The organism is Pseudoalteromonas sp. (genome assembly GCF_036960685.1).
GTDB lineage: Bacteria > Pseudomonadota > Gammaproteobacteria > Enterobacterales > Alteromonadaceae > Pseudoalteromonas.
Genome location: NZ_JBALXK010000007.1, coordinates 79,727 through 97,112, shown reverse-complemented (window position 1 = coordinate 97,112; position 17,386 = coordinate 79,727). Strand labels below are relative to the sequence as shown.

The following is a 17,386-nucleotide window of genomic DNA, read 5'->3' as shown; positions in this document are numbered from 1 at the left end:
CAAGTAATTTAATTAATTAATCATGCAAGACTCGGAAAACGACTACTTTTATGTTACAACTACGGCAAGTTTTTTTAAGAATAATTTTTTATGCGCAGTCTAGAACAAATTAAACAAGCAAGCCTTATTACCGCGATCAAAACCCCGTATTTAACCAGTGGTGAAATTGACTTAGCCACCTATGATTTTTTAGTTGAACAACAAATTGCCGCAGGTGTTGACGGTATTGTCGTTGGCGGTACTACGGGCGAAGGCCAGTTAATGAACTGGGAAGAGCATTTAATGCTGATTGCGCACAGCGTTAATAAGTATTCAGATAAGCTTATTATTGTTGGTAATACCGGTAGCAATAATACCAGAGAGGCAATTAAAGCCACTGAATATGGTTTTGCCAGCGGTATGGATGCAGCGCTGCAAATTAACCCGTATTATGGTCGTACTTCAATTGCGGGTGTTAAAGAGCACTTTAAGCGCGTACTGGCAATAGGGCCTGCGTTTATTTACAACGTAGCAGGGCGCACTGGTCAAGATTTAACCCCTGATATTATTGAGCCTTTAGCGCAACATGAAAACTTTATTGGTGTAAAAGAATGTGGTGGTAATGAGCGTATTAACCACTACGAACAACAAGGGATTGCGTGTTGGTCTGGTAATGATGACGAAGCGCACGATGCTCGTCACACTTACAAAGCGCATGGTGTGATCTCGGTTACATCTAATTTAATTCCGGGTTTGTTTCGCCAATTAATGGATACAAAAAATGATGAGCTAAACAGCTCGTTACAGCCATTAATGAATTGGCTATTCTGCGAACCAAATCCTATCGCGATCAATACTGCCTTGATGATGACAGGTGCTGTTAAGCCGGTATTTAGACTGCCGTATGTGCCACTTAATGCTCAGCAACAAACGCAGGGCATAGCTTTGATCAATCAACGTGAAGAGCATGACATTATTGGGCAACACGCAACTAAACTTGTTGAACAAGACGTTATTTTACTCTAAACATGAATGGGTGCTTAATTTCGCTGTGGTTAAGCACCAAAATTTTGCATTTTGTCGAGTAATAGGTAAAATAGCACGCCTTTTAGAGTAATAAGACCAATCAGCCTGTGAAATTTGTTGTTGATAATTTTAGTGTATGGATTGCGCCAGAGCAGCAAATTAGTGGACTCGAATCTCTTCCTCACCAAGACCTAAATTTAAGTTGGGTTGCGCCTATGCAGCGCAGACGTTTAAGCCAGTTTATGAAAATGGCTTTACACTGCATGCATGACATTGAAGGTGCGCAAACGCAGGCTATTAATTTTTCTTCTCGTCATGGCGATCTCTCTAAAACTTCAGGTTTACTTGATGCTATCTGCACTGATGATCCCCTTTCTCCGACTGCATTTGGGTTAAGTGTTCACAATGCCGCAGTGGGTATTTTTTCCATTTTGAATAACAATACAGCGCCAATGAACGCGATCGCCTGTGGTAATGACAGTATCATTAGCGCATTGATTGATAGCTATGCTCGTTTACACACGCAATTATGTGAGCAGATCATTATCTGCCATGCAGATAGAGCCTTACCCGCTGAATATCAGTGTTTTGCTGATGAATTACAGGTTGATCACTGTATAGCCCTATCACTTAGCCTAGCAAAAGCAGAGCAGAGCTACTTTTTACTTGAGCCTATTGAGTATCAGGCAACTGAAGATACCAATCAGTTGCTGCCAATCAGTATCCAATTTGCCATTGCATTATTAAACAAAGCACCAGAAACTATCTTATTTAATAATCAACGTGCCTGGATGCTAACGTTCCATGCTGAGTAATTGTGTTGATAAAGTAAATTATGTTTGGCGAATTTTTGCCACTGGATTGTGCTTTAGCTTATTTGGTTTTGGCGGTGTCGTTTTAACAATACTGGTGTTACCGCTACAAAGGTTATTTGAGTCATCACAAGATAAACGAAAATACCAAGCAAGACTAACGGTGCACTATTGTTTTAAAGCGTTTGTCGCTATGATGCACAACCTTGGTGTGATCCACTTTAGTGTGGAAGATAAAGCACGTTTTGCTAACTTAAAAGGTCAGCTGGTGTTGGCAAACCATCCATCCTTGATTGATGTGGTTGTGCTGATTTCGGTGATTAAAAACGCCGATTGCGTTGTTAAAGCTCATTTATTTAAAAACCTATTTATGCGTGGCGTAATAAAAAGTACCGGTTATATTAGCAATCAAGACCCGCAGGGGTTATTAGTTGAATGCCAAGCATCGTTAGCTGCGGGTAATAATTTAATTATATTTCCAGAGGGCACGCGCACGCAGCCAAATACGGGGCTAAAATTTAAGCGCGGTGCAGCGAATATCGTACTCAGGTGTCAAGCATCAGTTTCTTGTGTACTTATAAAAATGCAGCCAAGTACCCTCACTAAAGGTACGCCATGGTATAAAGTAGCGGCTACGCGAGCCCATTTTATGATGAGATTTACATCACTAGAATTTAACAATAATAATGATTTAAATGACGAACCACCGTCAATGCAAGCACGGTATTTGACTCGTCAACTACAAGACTATTTTTCAGAGGAACTAACGCGTTATGAGCGAATTAAAAAATAAAATAAAGCTATTAATTATTAGCAGTTTAGATTTAGAAGATATGACAATCGAAGACATCGAAAATGATCAACCTCTGTTTGTAGATGGTTTAGGGCTTGATAGTATCGATGCACTAGAATTAGGTCTTGCGATAAAAAAAGAATTTAACGTCAAAATTGATGCTAACTCAGAACAAACAAAAGCACACTTTGCATCTGTTGATGCACTGGCTGAGTTTATTGAAAATAACAGATCTTAATACGCACAATAGAAGTAGGAATAAGCATGAAAACGGCAGCAGATATTTATGATGTTTTACATAACATTTTAGTTGAGGAATTTGAGATTGATGCCGATGATATCAATCTTGATGCGCACCTCTATCAAGACTTAGATTTGGACAGCATAGATGCCGTTGACTTAGTGGTGAAACTGCGTGAAATCACCGGTAAAAAGATTGATCCAGACGCGTTCAAGCAAGTTAGAACTGTGCGAGATGTTGTTACTGAAGTTGAAAAACTAGTTATCTAGGCGCGCTAATATGCTCAAGGCAATAAGTATTACGCTGGCGTTAGTATGTTTAACTTTATACCCATTTATTGTGTATTTTGGTTTGCAATATACGTCTGTAAAATATGTCAGCATGATACTGATTGCTTTAGTTATTATTCGTTTATTAGTGAGTCGTCAATTACTAAAACGTATGCCGTGGCTAATACCCGCGAGCGTGCTGGCGGTGATAGCATTAACTATCTCTACGTGGCAAAGCACTGAGATTGGCTTACGTTTGTATCCTGTAATTATAAATACAGTTATGGCCATTACGTTTGCTTTTTCACTGCGTTATGGGCCACCAGTAATTGAAAGCTTTGCACGTATTCGTGAGCCAGACTTAGATGCCACAGGCATTCGTTATACTCGCCAAGTTACTAAAGTGTGGTGTGGTTTTTTTATTCTCAATGCTGGTACAGCACTTTATACGAGCTTATACGCATCGTTATCGGTATGGACGCTGTATAATGGTTTGATTGCCTATATTCTGATCGGACTGATCATGGCAATCGAGTGGTTAGTTAGACAAAAGGTAAGAAACAATGCCCGTTAGGCCGATACAATTTGATGACAAGGCTGCATTTTTTGTTGACCAGCAGCTGATCACGCAAAGCGAGTTTGTCGCTGATATTAAGCATTTTCAAAGTAAATTACAGCAGTTAAAGCCAGCCAGTCAGGTGGTGCTATTTCATCCCGACACCTATCAGTTTGCAGTGCGCTTGTTTGCACTGGCCACCCGCGGCCATACTGTTATTTTGCCTCCCAATGGTCTACCGGAAACCTTGCAAATCTTTTTACAACAAAGTGCTATTTTTTGCGGTGACGATAGTAATTTACTATTTACGGATGAGCTGCTGAATATTGAGACACAGCCACAAGTTGTAAACCCATCGAGTTCGGCACTGACATGGCCTAGCGAGGCGATGGTGGTGTTTTACACTTCGGGCTCGTCAGGTCAATCAAAACCGATTGTCAAATCATGGCATGTTCTCAATCGCGAGTTGATGGTGTTGAGTTCAAGTTTTGAGTTGTTAGGTCGGCTTACATTTATCTCAACAGTGTCGCATCAGCATATTTATGGTTTACTATTTCGTTTGTTATGGCCTTTAGCAAATGGCCACATAATTGATAGCACACAGCTGCAATACCCCGAACATATAGCGCAAAAGCTGCAATCGTGTCCGCAAGCTGTTTTAGTATCTAGCCCTGCGCAATTGGCGAGGTTATGCATTGATAACGTTTTAATGACACAAAAAGCCTCACTACAATGGCTATTTTCATCGGGTGGGCCGCTCAATAATCAGCATTCACAAACACTTTACCAGCAGCTTCAACGACCAATTACTCAAGTGTATGGCAGCACCGAAACCGGTGGTATTGCCTATCGTCAAGTACTTGATGCGTCAATCAACACGCCATGGCAGCCATTTTCGGGTAATCAATTATCACTGAATGAGCATGGTAGGTTGTTGTTAAACTCGTATATTTTACAACAAAAAAATGTGCCGTTAGATGACACTGCACAATTGCTTAGTAATGGTCAATTTCATCTGTTAGGCCGTTTAGACCGCACCATAAAAATTGAAGAAAAGCGGCTAAATCTGGATGAATTAGAAGCGCAATTAATTAAGCATGAATGGGTGCAAGAAGCTAAATTACTGGTTGTGCCAGCTAAACGCGTACAAATTGGTGCGCTAGTTGTACTTAGTGCAGCAGGCCAGCAACATTTAGATTCACAGGGTAAATTGGCGACAAATCGGTTATTGATTAATTTTTTATCGAGTCGATTTGAGCGCGTTTGTTTGCCTCGTAAATGGCGCTATATTCAAGCACTGCCTTATAATAGCCAAGCTAAGTTACATATAAAAACCATGGAGCAGTACTTTGCAAAGCCTGAATAACACTCAGCCAGATGTCACTGTGTTATCGCAGTCAGAAGATAAAGTCAGTTTGGCGTTATACATCAGTGCAGATATTGATTATTTTCGAGGTCACTTCCCAGGCGCTCCGATTCTTGCGGGTGTTGTACAGTTAGATTGGGCTGTAAAATTTGCGCAGCAGTATTTAGCATTTCCAAACACCGTACATGATGTAGAGGTACTTAAATTTCAAGTTGTTACCACGGCGAATATGACAGTAAACTTGACGCTTGAACGCAATAAAAACGGTAAATGTATTTTCAGTTATCACTCTGATAAAGGCCAACACGCCAGTGGCAGGCTAGTATTTGCATCGCAACCGTCATGAATCGCTATTGTATTGTTATCCCTAATTATAATCATACTAATGCGATTGCGGGAGTATTAAGCGAATTGGGCGAATTATCGTTACCCATCATTATGATTGATGATGGCAGCGACGCGGATGCAAAACAACTCTTTGCGAGTCTTGGGCAAAGTTACCGGTTTTTGACCTTACTGACCCACAGTGAAAACCAAGGCAAAGGGGGCGCTGTGCAAACGGGTTTACGTTACGCTTTTGCAAATGGCTTTAGTCATGCAATACAAGTTGATGCAGATGGCCAACATAGTTTAAACGATATTAGCAAATTGATTGCCGCCAGTGAAAAAGCCCCCGACAATGTAGTGAGTGGCTGCCCAATTTATGATAGTTCAGTACCTAAACATCGTTATTTGAGCCGTTATATCACTCATTTCTGGGTCTGGGTTGAAACCCTGAGTTTTGACATTGTTGACTCTATGTGTGGTTTTAGGGTTTACCCGCTGCAACAAACCGAGCAACTAATGAACAAGCGTACATTAGGTACGCGGATGGATTTTGATATCGAGATTTTAGTGCGTTTATATTGGCAAGGTGCGCGCGTTACATTTATTCCAACTCAAGTGATTTACCCTGAAGATGGCGTGTCTCATTTTCGCGCATTGCACGATAATATTGGCATTTCTTGGTTACACACACGGTTATTTTTTGGCATGTTAGTGCGTATTCCTAAATTACTTTGGCGTAAGGTAGCGCCCTGATGGCAGTAAAGCATTGGTCAAAAATGCAAGAGCGTGGTAATCAGCTTGGCATGCAAATTTTGCTGTTGAGCTATAGATTACTTGGCCGCAAAGGTTTGTGGATAGTATTATTTCCTGTGTTGTTGTATTTGTTTCTCAGCGGGAAAACGGCGCGTATAGCCTCACTGCAATTTTTAACTCAAGTTAATCACTACAATGGTGTAAACAAACAGGCGTCTTGGCGTGACAGTTTTCGCCACTTTCGGTCATTTGCCAATAGTGCATTTGATAAAATTGATGCATGGCTTAATCGCATCAAGCAATCAGATATCGTGTACACAAATGAAGCTTTGTATAAGCAATTAGATGAGCAGTGCCAAGGTGCGGTGTTTATAGGCTCTCACCTTGGCAATCTCGAAGTGTGTCGTGCGCTTAGCCAGCACCGCAGTAGTAAACGTATTAATGTGCTGGTTTTTACTCACCATGCGGTTGAATTTAATAAAATTCTTAAGCGTATCAATCCTGCTGTAAGCGTTAATTTAATCCAAGTGACCGATTTGGGCCCTGATATTGCAATCTTGTTAAAAGAAAAAGTAGAGCAAGGTGAAATTGTGGTGATCGTGGGTGATAGAACCAGCACCACGAGCGCAGGGCGGGTGATGGAATGTGACTTTTTAGGTAAGCCTGCGCCTTTTTCACAAGGGCCGTTTATTTTAGCTGCATTGCTTGATTGCCCGGTATTCTTTTTGTTTTGTTTAAAAGATCATAACGCACAAAAAGGCTTGTACTACCGTGTTGTATTTGAAAAATACGCAGACAAACTCGTTTTACCACGTAAAACACGTCAGCATGCATTACAAATAGTTATTTCGGATTATGCAGCGCGTCTTGCTCATTATACGGCTTTGTATCCATATCAATGGTTTAATTTTTATGATTTTTGGCAAAATGATCACACTGTGATCCGTGACCAAAAGAAGGGGAAGTAAGGTGTCGGATCTCGCTACTACAGTATTTGGAAATCAGCGTTTAACAATTGAAGATATAGTGCATATTGCCCTAGAGCAGGGAGCTGTTGCACTCTCTGGTGATGAGCAGTTGGCACGTAAAATCAACAGTGCAGTGGCTTTTTTAGATCAATTATTAAAAGAAGACGGTGTGATCTATGGCGTAACGACAGGCTACGGTGATTCGGTTACAGTAAAAGTACCATTGGCATTGGTTGATGAATTACCACTGCATTTAACACGATTCCACGGCTGTGGTTTAGGTGATGTGTTTAATGTGGCGCAGGGACGGGCAATTTTAGCAACCCGTTTAGCGTCGTTATCGCAAGGATACTCGGGTGTTAGTTGGGATATGCTAAACCTGCTGACGGCGTATTTAAATCATAATATTGTTCCTGTCATTCCGCAGGAGGGCTCTGTGGGTGCCAGTGGTGATTTAACGCCATTATCATACGTTGCAGGAGCAATGGTCGGTGAACGTGATGTATTTTATAAAGGCGAAATTCGCAACAGTTTAAGTGTGATGCAAGAGCTGGGTTTAACACCGTTAACGCTCAGACCAAAAGAAGGACTTGCTGTGATGAATGGCACGGCGGTGATGACAGCCCTTGCTTGTTTAGCGTATGACCGTAGTGCCTATTTAGCTAAATTAACCAGCCGTATTACTGCTTTTGCTAGTTTAGCTTTAAAAGGCAATAGTCATCACTTTGATGATATTTTATTTTCGGTTAAACCACACCCTGGTCAGCAGCAAATAGCAAGCTGGATCCGCAGCGATTTAAACCATGTGGAGCATCCGAGAAATGCAGACCGTTTGCAAGATCGCTATTCGATCCGCTGTGCGCCTCATGTCATTGGTGTGGTGCAGGATAGCTTACCTTGGTTTAGGCAAATGATTGAAAATGAGCTAAATTCGGCCAATGATAACCCGATCATTGACGGTGAAGGTGAGCATGTTCTACATGGCGGGCATTTCTATGGTGGTCATATTGCTATGGTAATGGATAGCATGAAAACGGCTGTTGCAAATTTAGCTGATTTAGCCGATAGACAAATTGCTTCGTTAGTGGATACACGTTACAACAATGGTCTACCGTCAAATCTATCTGCCAGCACCAGTGAAAGACGTTATATCAACCATGGTTTTAAGGCGGTGCAAATTGGCGCTAGCGCTTACACCGCAGAAGCACTTAAATTAACCATGCCAGCGAGTGTATTTTCGCGCTCTACTGAATGTCATAATCAAGATAAAGTGAGTATGGGCACCATTGCTGCCCGTGATTGTTTACGTATTTTACAATTAACAGAGCAAGTGGTTGCCAGTACATTACTTGCGAGCGTACAAGCACTGCGATTGCGAATTGCTCAAAATGAACTTGATTATTCAAGCTTAACAACAGACGTACAAGTGATGTATACCGATATTTGCGACTACTTTGAAGTGCTTGATGAAGACCGTCCATTAGAAAGTGTGCTAAGGTTTACGGTTGATGCAATTCAGAGAAAACGCTGGAGCTTATATGAATAGTAAAGGTGCGCTGCTGAGCACTCATGTTGAAATTGATATTCCTTTTCATGATTGCGATCCAATGAATGTAGTATGGCACGGAAACTATGCTCGCTATCTTGAAGTTGCACGTTGTGAGTTACTGCGTTTATTTGATTATGACTATATTCAAATGAAAGAGTCAGGCTATGCCTGGCCAATTGTTGATATGCGGATAAAATATGTCAGCTCTGCGGTGTTCTGTCAAAAAATACGTGTTGATGCTTATTTAAAAGAATATGAAACACGGCTACGCATTGATTATGTGATCACTGATTGCCAAACGGCTCAAAAGCTAACTAAAGCAACCACTGTGCAGGTGGCCGTTGATGTGCAAACACATGAATTGCAATATGTATCTCCAGCGGTAATAAGTGAAAAACTGCATAAGGTCATCTGATGATACGATTATTTTTAGTTTGCCTAGGCTGTTTATTAACCACAGTGATTTCAGCATCCGAACAGCCGCTTGATAAAGCAGGGAAGTTTAGCCAAGAAAAATATTTTGCAGGCTTTTCAAAACCCTTTATTTCCAGTGGCGTGTTTGTGCTTGAGCCAGAACAACTGAAATGGCAAGTAACAAAACCAATTACTAGCACATTGCTGATTAAAAATGGCCAAGTGTATGTAGAAGACTCTCAAGGCGATGTGGTGATACAACCGGGAGCGGCTCCTTTTGTGAATTTACTGCAGGCAATAATCACCCATGACTTAGGCGCTTTAGAGCAGCAATTTACGATCGCTAATGACACACAAGCAGGTTGCTCGCTGTTGCTGCCAAAAGATCAGCTATTAAGTCAGTTGTTCGTCAGTTTTCAGCTGTGTGCGCTAGATGGTAATGTGCAACAGGTGCGTTTGAATGAACACAACAATAACTACACGATTATACATTTTGAATATACAGCACCGGTTAATGGTTCAACAACTGACGCTACGGAAATAAATTAAAGTGACTCGTTGGCTGAGTGCATTTGCTTGGTTATCAGGGTTAGCGTTATTGTTAATCGCGGTGATTGTCTTGCAAAAACCGCGCATTGACAGCGATATTTTAGCGCTAATGCCTCAATCGGATACACGTATTGATAGTGTTGAAGCGCATTTTTTTGCAGATAATAAACAACAAGTGATGTTTTCTATTACTGGTGAAAATGCAGAGCAAGTGCATGATAGGCTAAACAATTGGCTTATTGATAACGATTTCCCTGCGCGTTTTAATATGCCGAAAATTGACACTTTAAGCCAGTTTTATGCTCCCTACGCCGGACGTTTACTCAGTGAAGACTATCGCGACGCACTTGAAACTGCAAACACCTTTAGCACTTTTTATTATCAACAGCTCAGCCAAATAGCCGATCCATTCGTCAGTGCCACTATCAACCTCGATGCAAGTTTAAGCCTTGCTAGTTTTTTAACTGAACAAATGCAAAAGCTGCAAACCTTTAACCTCGAAGAAAATCGTTTAACGGTATCTTATCAAGATGCCAAGTATTACCTGCTATTTGCGCAGATAAAGGATAATGCCTTTGGTATTGAGCAAGCGCAGCAACTTAGTACAAGCATTAAGCAACAGTTACAACAATTAGCTGTGGATTTTCCGTATACAAAGGTACGTTATTCAGGAGCGGTATTTCATACCAGCGCGAATGCCAGTCAAGCTAAATATGAAATGACATTATTTGGTACATTGAGCCTGCTTGCGTTGATCACTATGATTGTGTGGGTATTTCGTTCAAGTGTCGCCCTATGGCTTGCCTCATTAACTGTAGTGAGTGCGATATTAGGCGGCGCGGCGGTATTACTGGCTGTGTTCGCACAAGTGCATATCCTTACTTTAGTATTTGCGGTAACACTTATTGGTATTGCTATAGATTATTCGTTTCATGGCATGTTGGATCTGTCCAGTGGCGAGCAAAAAGGTTACAGCCGAGGCTTAAAATTAGCGCTGCTTTTGTCCTTGCTGACAACGTCGCTTGGTTATGCAAGTTTATATTTCTCGCCCATGTTGTTGCTTGCTCAAGTGGGCGTATTTGTTGTGGCTGGGCTGTTTAGTGCATGGCTGTGTACGTTACTCATTACGCAACAATGGCAGCATCAACTTATTATTGCAGCGCCAATAATTAGTATTGCTGATAAGCTAAAAGTTATCTTACTCGGATGGGTGAAATTACGCCGTTATGCAGTTGCAGGCAGTATTGTATTGCTCATCGTTTGCTATATATATTCACCAATTAGCTTAAATAATGATGTTCGTTTGCTAAATGCAAGTCCGCAAGCTTTGATTGAAAATGAAGCTTTTCATTTATCATTACTAGGGCGAGATAATGGTCGTATTATGATCATGTTTGCTGATAATGAACAAGCACTGCTTGAGCAATTAACAACCTTTAAAGCTGCGCTTCAGATACGCTCACCTGATGCAAAGCTTAATGTACTCAGCGATTTATTACCCAGCAGGGCAATGCAAGAGCACAATAGCGCGCTTGTCAAAGCAAAGCAAAATCAAGGCGTGTTTGCTGCCTCAGAAAGTATGTCCGGACAGCCATTTACGGCATCTACAAAAATGTTAACGCTGGATACATTGCTGACATCGCCTTTAGCGCCTTTCATTAAACAACAAGTGATGAAAGGCGATGAGTTTGCAGCAAGTTGGTTTATGGTAACGGATGTGTCGGAGAGTGTTTTAGCCGCATTTGCATCCGCCGATCCGCAACTACTGATGTACAATAAAGTGGCGTTACTTAGCGAAGGCCTCACACATTATAGTCATTCACTGCTTATTACTCTATGCTGCGCCATCGTGTTGGCTGGTTTTTTGTTCGCATGGCGTTTTGGGTTGACGTGTGCTTTTAAACAAAGCGCGGTGCTAGTGCTTACCATCGCGATTATTTTATCGTTATGTAGTGTGGTACAGGGGAGTTTATCGATATTTAATTTGCTCGGTAGCTTATTGGTAATGGCTTTGTCTATCGATTACCTTGTTTTTTATCAAATAAATCAATTGAGTCGAGAGAATATCATCGCGATCAGTTTATCCGCGGCCTCATCCATGTGGGTCTTTGGCATGTTAGCGATGTCAATCACTCCCGCAATTTATAGCTTTGGTTTAACAATTATGATTGGCCTGATAGCTATCTTTGTTTTGGCGCCATTGACATTAGCAGTGCCTAAAAGTAAGGAAAATAGGTGAATACGGAAAATCAACAGTACGACGTGGTGATCATCGGTGCTGGCCCATCTGGTGCAGTTGCTGCCAGTTTATTAGTAAAACGTGGTTGGAAAGTCTTAGTGCTAGAGCAGCAGCTGTTTCCTCGTTTTTCAATTGGGGAAAGCTTATTACCACAATGTATGGTGTATTTAGAGCAAGCAGGCTTGCTTGATTGTGTGCATGACAATGCCGCGCCATTGGGCTTTCAATTTAAAAATGGCGCTGCCTTTCAACGCAGTGGTGAACATGCCAGTATTAACTTCACTGAGAAATTTAGCCAAGGCCCAGGGACTACTTACCAAGTCAAACGTGCTGATTTTGACAAATGCCTTGCTGATGGTGCCCAGCAAAATGGTGCTGAAATTCGTTATCAGCATACGGTTGTTGCCTATCATAACGTGGCTGATGGTGCCCAGTTACAGGTAAAAGATCAGCAACATAACGAATACAAAGTATCAGCACGGTTTGTTTTAGACGCCAGTGGTTTTGGTCGTGTACTGCCACGTTTATTAGACCTTGAACAGCCGTCAAATTTTCCTACCCGCAGCGCTTTTTTCAGTCACTTTAAAGATGGCATTGTTGATGATAATTTCGACCGCAATAAAATATTAATTAACGTGCACCCAACTCACAAAGATATCTGGTATTGGTTGATCCCGTTTAGCGATGGCACTGCTAGCATTGGTGTTGTAGCAGAGCCGAGTCGATTTATTAAACATGCTGAGCCTCTTTCATGTTTGAATGACTTTATTGAGCAAGACCCATTTTTAGCGCAATTGCTTAATAACCGAAAAGCCATCGGTGAAGCGCGCAGTATTAGTGGTTACTCGGCTAATGTTAAATCTTTAGTTGGCAAAAACTTTGCCTTATTAGGTAATGCGGGTGAATTTTTAGACCCCGTTTTTTCTTCAGGTGTGACTATTGCGCTTAAATCGGCTTCCTTAATTGCGCCTTTAGTGGATAGACACCTGCGTGGTGAAAACGTTGATTTTGTCACGCATTATGCTGAGCCGCTACAAGCGGGGGTCGACTGCTTTAGAACCTATGTCAGTGCTTGGTACGATGGACGTTTTCAAGATGTTATCTTCTATACAGAGCAAAATCATCAGGTTAGAGAAATGATCAGTGCAATACTCGCAGGCTATGCATGGGATACCGACAACCCATTTGTAAAACAGAGTGAACGTAGGCTCACTACATTGGTGGCTTTATGTCAGTCATAATACGCGCCGCTGCATTAACCATGTTGATGTTGTTAGCTGCATGTACTACCCAGTTTTCGCCGCAAAGTGTGGTTGAGATAGCTGATAATACGACGCTTGAATTAGCAGATCCACCCAGCCAAGTGGTAATTGATAACTGGCAACAAGTCTTACAAGTTACACATCAGGATCAACAACATAGTTTGCTTGCGCAATTAAGTATTGATGATCAACAAGGTATAAATTTAGTGGTGATGACAGCGCAAGGAATGCCTATTTTTATTTTAGAAAAGCCACCGGGTGCGCCAATCAAAAGTACAAAAATGCTGCCTATTGCCGGAGTGGATCCACATTATATCCTAGCGGACATAATGCTGGTGCATTGGCCGGTTGCTGAGATAAATAACAGGCTCCATGGTGCAATTATGCAAGCCAGTGCAACTGAACGTCGTGTTATAAATGATGAACAACTATTAGTCTCAATTGATTTTGCTGGGCCTGTAACCCAACTTATTAATTATCAGCGCGATTATAAAATACAATTTCAAAGGGTTGAGCAGTGATGCCGGTTTGGTTAAATGATTTAGGGATTGTGAGTGCCTTAGGGGTAGGGCATCAGCAGACCATCGATAGTATAAATTCTCAACATATTAATACACTAACGGCAACGGATGAATTAGCATTTGGTGGCCGTCAAACGTATGTTGGCATGGTTAAAACACTGCCTTTATCAGCGATACTTCGCACACATACTTTGATTGATGATGCCCTAGCACAAATAAAGCCGACCCTTGAACAACTTAATATTGCAGCGCAGCGCATTGCAGTGGTGATAGGTACTAGTACCGCATCAATTCACGAGGGTGAACGTGCTCGTATTCATCTTAAACAAGCTGGGCATTGGCCGCCAAAGTACAACTATAACGACCAAACTCTGGTTGCTCCCGCGCATTATATTGCCAAGCAATTGAATGCAACCGGCCCGTGTTACAGCATTTCAACGGCATGCAGCTCAAGCTCAAAAGCAATGATCAGTGCAAGAGCATTACTGTTAGCTGATCTTGCTGATGTGGTGATATGCGGCGGTATTGATAGTTTATGTCAGTTGACTGTTAATGGCTTTGACTCACTGTCATCTATAAGTGATGCTGTTTGCCAACCGTTTTCGCTTAACCGAAGTGGTATTAACATCGGTGAAGGTGCGGCGTTATTTGTGATGAGTAAAAAACCTAATCAAGGTAACGCTGTTGCATTTTTAGGGGGGGGAGAAAGTTCAGATGCACATCATATATCAGCTCCTGCTCCTGATGGCAGTGGCGCAGAGCAAGCGATGTGTGCGGCATTAATTGATGCAAACTTAACTGCTGATGCTATTGATTATATTAACGCGCACGGTACGGCCACGCAGCAAAATGATGCAATGGAGTCACTTGCAATTAATCGTGTATTTGGCAACAATACGCCAGTGAGCTCAAGTAAGCAATTAAGTGGCCATACGCTAGGCGCTGCGGGGGCAATAGAAGCGGGAATTTGTTGGTTAAGCTTAATTAAGAATGACTGCTTGACTACGTTACCTTTTAATAACGGTGACAAAGATCCTGCTCTTGGTGAGATTGCCTTGCTGACCTCTCCCTTTATAAAACCTCTAAAATATTGCTTGTCCAATTCATTTGCATTTGGTGGTAATAATGTCAGCGTAATACTAGGACTTATTGATGAACAACTATAATATTGAGCAAGTAGTACCTCATAGTGCGCCTATGATTTTGCTCAATAAGCTTATCTGTTATGAGCAAAACAGCGCAACTTGCGAAGTAACTATTTCGCCAACTAGTGCATTTTATGCCGAGGATTTGCAAGGTGTGCCAAGTTATATTGGTACTGAATATATGGCACAGGCAATTGCCGCTTATGCAGGTGCCTTAGCACAAGACAAGGGAGAGGCGATTAAAATCGGTTTTTTAATTGGCACTCGTAAATACAAAACGCATACCCCAATTTTTAGTATGGGTTCAGTATTACACATTACAGTTGCAAAGTTATACGAAGAAGATTCTGGGTTAAGTGTGTTTGAATGCTGTATAAAAAACAATAACACAGCATTATGTGAAGCTAATATTAATGTGTTTCAACCGCAAGACCCAATGCAATTTATAAGAGAACAACAATGACAAAACGAATTTTAGTAACAGGGTCAAGCCGTGGTATCGGTAAGGCAATCGCATTACGCTTAGCCGAGGATGGCTACGACATTGCGGTGCATTGTCGCACTGGGCTCGAAAGCGCAAAACAAACCTGTGATGAAATTACGGCACTAGGGAAAAATGCCAGTCTATTACAATTTGATGTGTGTGATAGAGCCGCTGCCAAACAACAAATCGAGGCTGATATTGCTGAGCACGGCGCATATTATGGCGTGGTTTGTAATGCAGGGATCACTAATGATATGGCTTTTCCGGCTATGTCTGGGGAAGATTGGGACAGTGTTATTCGCACTGGCCTTGAAGGATTCTACAATGTTGTGCACCCAACTGTGATGCCAATGGTACAAGGGCGAAAAGGCGGGCGCATTGTTACTATGTCGTCGGTATCTGGTATTGCTGGTAATCGTGGACAGGTCAATTATAGCGCTGCAAAAGCGGGTATTATTGGCGCAACTAAAGCGTTATCACTTGAACTTGCCAAACGCAAGATTACCGTAAACTGTGTTGCTCCAGGCTTAATTGATACGCAAATGACAGATGATTTACCTATCGATGAAATGCTTAAGATGATCCCACTAAAACGTATGGGCGCGGTGCAGGAAGTAGCAGGGACTGTGGCTTTTTTGATTAGTGATGACGCGGCGTATATTACCCGTCAAGTGATCTCTGTTAACGGTGGTATGGTTTAATGAAACGCGTTGTTGTTACGGGTATGTCGGCAATTACAGCTTTAGGTGATCAATGGCCCGTTTTTAAACAGGCGTTACAGCGCGGTGAAAACGCAGTGCAAGTAATATCTGACTGGGATTATTTACCTGATTTAAATACGCGGCTAGCGGCTCCTGTCACTCACTTTATTAAACCGGCGCATTACACGCGTAAACAAGTTCGCTCAATGGGACGCGTTGCTATTATGTCAACGCGCACCACTGAACTTGCACTAGAGCAGGCCGGTTTATTAGATGATCCAAGTTTAACTGATGGCTCGACTGGCGTGTCGTTTGGCTCGTCAACAGGTTCAACCCAGCCTTTGATTGCCTTTGCAAAAATGATGGAAACGGGATCTATGGCAGGTGTTACAGCGACCAGTTATATCCAAATGATGGCGCACACTGCTCCCGTTAATGTTGGCGTATTTTTTGGTATTAAAGGCCGAGTGATCACCACCAGTTCTGCATGTACTTCTGGATCGCAAGGGATTGGTTATGCCTATGAAGCGATTAAATTTGGCCGCCAGAAAGTAATGGTAGCAGGGGGGGCAGAAGAGCTATGTGTTACAGAAGCCGCTGTATTTGATACCTTGTATGCAACCAGTACTAAAAATCAAACACCTAAACTGACTCCGCGACCTTTTGATAGCGAGCGTGATGGTTTAGTGATAGGGGAAGGGGCGGGAACGCTTATTCTCGAAGAGTATGAGCATGCTAAAGCCCGAGGTGCAACAATACTTGCAGAATTGGTTGGTTTTGGTTGTAACTCAGATGGTCAACATGTAACGCAGCCCACCTCTGCAACCATGCAAGTGGCCATTGAGATGGCACTGCAAGACGCTAATCTATCTGCGGATAAAATAGGTTATGTAAATGCGCATGGTACGTCAACCGAGCGCGGTGATATCGCTGAATCCCATGCTACTTTTAATGCTTTGGGCGCAAAACCTATCAGCTCACTAAAAAGCTATTTAGGTCATACTCTAGGTGCCTGTGGGGCAATTGAAGCATGGGCTAGTATTAACATGATGACGGATGACTGGTTTGCACCAACCATTAATTTGACCGAAATAGACAGTAAATGTGCGCCGTTGGATTATATTATCGGTTCAGGTAGAGAAATTCAGACTGATTATGTAATGAGCAATAATTTTGCATTTGGTGGTATTAACACTTCACTTATTTTTAAGCGTTATCAGGGTGAATAAAGTTTTTTGGTTTACTGATAGATTGTCCTGTTTTGCAGATAAAATATATGCAAAAGAAAATCGTATTATAAAAAACGTGAGTTTATTAGCTGCACTGAATATAAATGTGGGTAGGTGCACTTATGGATGGCGTGGCATTAAAAGGCACTTTAATTAAGTTATAACTAACTGCTTGCCTGAAATTGCTGTATAATTTGCGACCC

At 41.9% G+C, this 17,386-nt stretch carries 20 protein-coding genes; all 20 read left to right on the top strand.

Annotation, left to right across the window (positions count from 1 at the left end; translation table 11 throughout):
* Positions 1 to 90 precede the first annotated feature (90 nt).
* The 20 genes from dapA to V7783_RS08115 all read left to right on the top strand — a co-directional run bounded on the left by dapA (position 91) and on the right by V7783_RS08115 (position 17,183).
* Positions 91 to 1,005, top strand: coding sequence for a 4-hydroxy-tetrahydrodipicolinate synthase (gene dapA / locus V7783_RS08210; RefSeq protein WP_335678307.1), 915 nt, complete (start codon positions 91 to 93; stop codon positions 1,003 to 1,005).
* Positions 1,006 to 1,112: 107 nt separating this feature from the next.
* Positions 1,113 to 1,820, top strand: coding sequence for a beta-ketoacyl synthase chain length factor (locus V7783_RS08205; protein WP_335678306.1), 708 nt, complete (start codon positions 1,113 to 1,115; stop codon positions 1,818 to 1,820).
* The gene (locus tag V7783_RS08200; protein ID WP_335678305.1) at positions 1,810 to 2,610 is read left to right on the top strand and encodes a lysophospholipid acyltransferase family protein; all 801 of its coding nucleotides are present in this window, start codon (positions 1,810 to 1,812) and stop codon (positions 2,608 to 2,610) included. The genes V7783_RS08205 and V7783_RS08200 overlap by 11 nt, the downstream gene beginning before the upstream one ends.
* On the top strand, positions 2,591 to 2,848 hold the full coding sequence (locus V7783_RS08195) for a phosphopantetheine-binding protein (RefSeq protein ID WP_064665048.1): 258 nt from the start codon (positions 2,591 to 2,593) through the stop codon (positions 2,846 to 2,848). The genes V7783_RS08200 and V7783_RS08195 overlap by 20 nt, the downstream gene beginning before the upstream one ends.
* A 26-nt stretch (positions 2,849 to 2,874) precedes the next feature.
* Complete coding sequence (locus tag V7783_RS08190) at positions 2,875 to 3,120, top strand: acyl carrier protein (protein WP_335678304.1); 246 nt, start codon at positions 2,875 to 2,877, stop codon at positions 3,118 to 3,120.
* Positions 3,121 to 3,130: 10 nt separating this feature from the next.
* Positions 3,131 to 3,694 (top strand): hypothetical protein, encoded by a 564-nt coding sequence (locus V7783_RS08185; RefSeq protein ID WP_335678303.1) that lies wholly within the window; start codon positions 3,131 to 3,133, stop codon positions 3,692 to 3,694.
* A complete protein-coding gene (locus V7783_RS08180; RefSeq protein WP_335678302.1) occupies positions 3,684 to 5,042 on the top strand; it encodes an AMP-binding protein in 1,359 nt (452 codons plus the stop codon). The genes V7783_RS08185 and V7783_RS08180 overlap by 11 nt, the downstream gene beginning before the upstream one ends.
* Positions 5,026 to 5,388: an ApeI family dehydratase gene (locus V7783_RS08175; protein WP_335678301.1), complete on the top strand. Its 363-nt coding sequence runs from the start codon at positions 5,026 to 5,028 to the stop codon at positions 5,386 to 5,388. Before V7783_RS08180 ends, V7783_RS08175 begins: the two co-directional genes overlap by 17 nt.
* Positions 5,385 to 6,122, top strand: coding sequence for a glycosyltransferase family 2 protein (locus tag V7783_RS08170; RefSeq protein WP_335678300.1), 738 nt, complete (start codon positions 5,385 to 5,387; stop codon positions 6,120 to 6,122). Before V7783_RS08175 ends, V7783_RS08170 begins: the two co-directional genes overlap by 4 nt.
* Complete coding sequence (locus V7783_RS08165) at positions 6,122 to 7,090, top strand: acyltransferase (RefSeq protein ID WP_335678299.1); 969 nt, start codon at positions 6,122 to 6,124, stop codon at positions 7,088 to 7,090. The genes V7783_RS08170 and V7783_RS08165 overlap by 1 nt, the downstream gene beginning before the upstream one ends.
* A gap of 1 nt (position 7,091) precedes the next feature.
* Positions 7,092 to 8,636, top strand: a complete 1,545-nt coding sequence (locus tag V7783_RS08160; protein WP_335678298.1) for an HAL/PAL/TAL family ammonia-lyase — start codon at positions 7,092 to 7,094, stop codon at positions 8,634 to 8,636.
* Positions 8,629 to 9,054 (top strand): acyl-CoA thioesterase, encoded by a 426-nt coding sequence (locus tag V7783_RS08155; RefSeq protein WP_335678297.1) that lies wholly within the window; start codon positions 8,629 to 8,631, stop codon positions 9,052 to 9,054. Before V7783_RS08160 ends, V7783_RS08155 begins: the two co-directional genes overlap by 8 nt.
* Complete coding sequence (locus V7783_RS08150) at positions 9,054 to 9,602, top strand: LolA family protein (RefSeq protein WP_335678296.1); 549 nt, start codon at positions 9,054 to 9,056, stop codon at positions 9,600 to 9,602. The genes V7783_RS08155 and V7783_RS08150 overlap by 1 nt, the downstream gene beginning before the upstream one ends.
* A gap of 1 nt (position 9,603) precedes the next feature.
* Entirely contained in the window at positions 9,604 to 11,841 is a 2,238-nt protein-coding gene (locus V7783_RS08145) for an MMPL family transporter (protein ID WP_335678295.1), read from the top strand.
* A complete protein-coding gene (locus V7783_RS08140) occupies positions 11,838 to 13,082 on the top strand; it encodes an NAD(P)/FAD-dependent oxidoreductase (protein ID WP_335678294.1) in 1,245 nt (414 codons plus the stop codon). Before V7783_RS08145 ends, V7783_RS08140 begins: the two co-directional genes overlap by 4 nt.
* A complete protein-coding gene (locus V7783_RS08135; protein ID WP_335678293.1) occupies positions 13,070 to 13,624 on the top strand; it encodes a DUF3261 domain-containing protein in 555 nt (184 codons plus the stop codon). The genes V7783_RS08140 and V7783_RS08135 overlap by 13 nt, the downstream gene beginning before the upstream one ends.
* Positions 13,624 to 14,790: a beta-ketoacyl-ACP synthase gene (locus V7783_RS08130; protein WP_335678292.1), complete on the top strand. Its 1,167-nt coding sequence runs from the start codon at positions 13,624 to 13,626 to the stop codon at positions 14,788 to 14,790. Before V7783_RS08135 ends, V7783_RS08130 begins: the two co-directional genes overlap by 1 nt.
* Positions 14,777 to 15,232: an ApeP family dehydratase gene (locus tag V7783_RS08125; RefSeq protein ID WP_335678291.1), complete on the top strand. Its 456-nt coding sequence runs from the start codon at positions 14,777 to 14,779 to the stop codon at positions 15,230 to 15,232. Before V7783_RS08130 ends, V7783_RS08125 begins: the two co-directional genes overlap by 14 nt.
* Positions 15,229 to 15,954, top strand: coding sequence for a 3-oxoacyl-ACP reductase FabG (gene fabG, locus V7783_RS08120; protein WP_335678290.1), 726 nt, complete (start codon positions 15,229 to 15,231; stop codon positions 15,952 to 15,954). Before V7783_RS08125 ends, fabG begins: the two co-directional genes overlap by 4 nt.
* Positions 15,954 to 17,183, top strand: a complete 1,230-nt coding sequence (locus tag V7783_RS08115) for a beta-ketoacyl-ACP synthase (RefSeq protein ID WP_335678289.1) — start codon at positions 15,954 to 15,956, stop codon at positions 17,181 to 17,183. The genes fabG and V7783_RS08115 overlap by 1 nt, the downstream gene beginning before the upstream one ends.
* Positions 17,184 to 17,386: the final 203 nt, after the last annotated feature.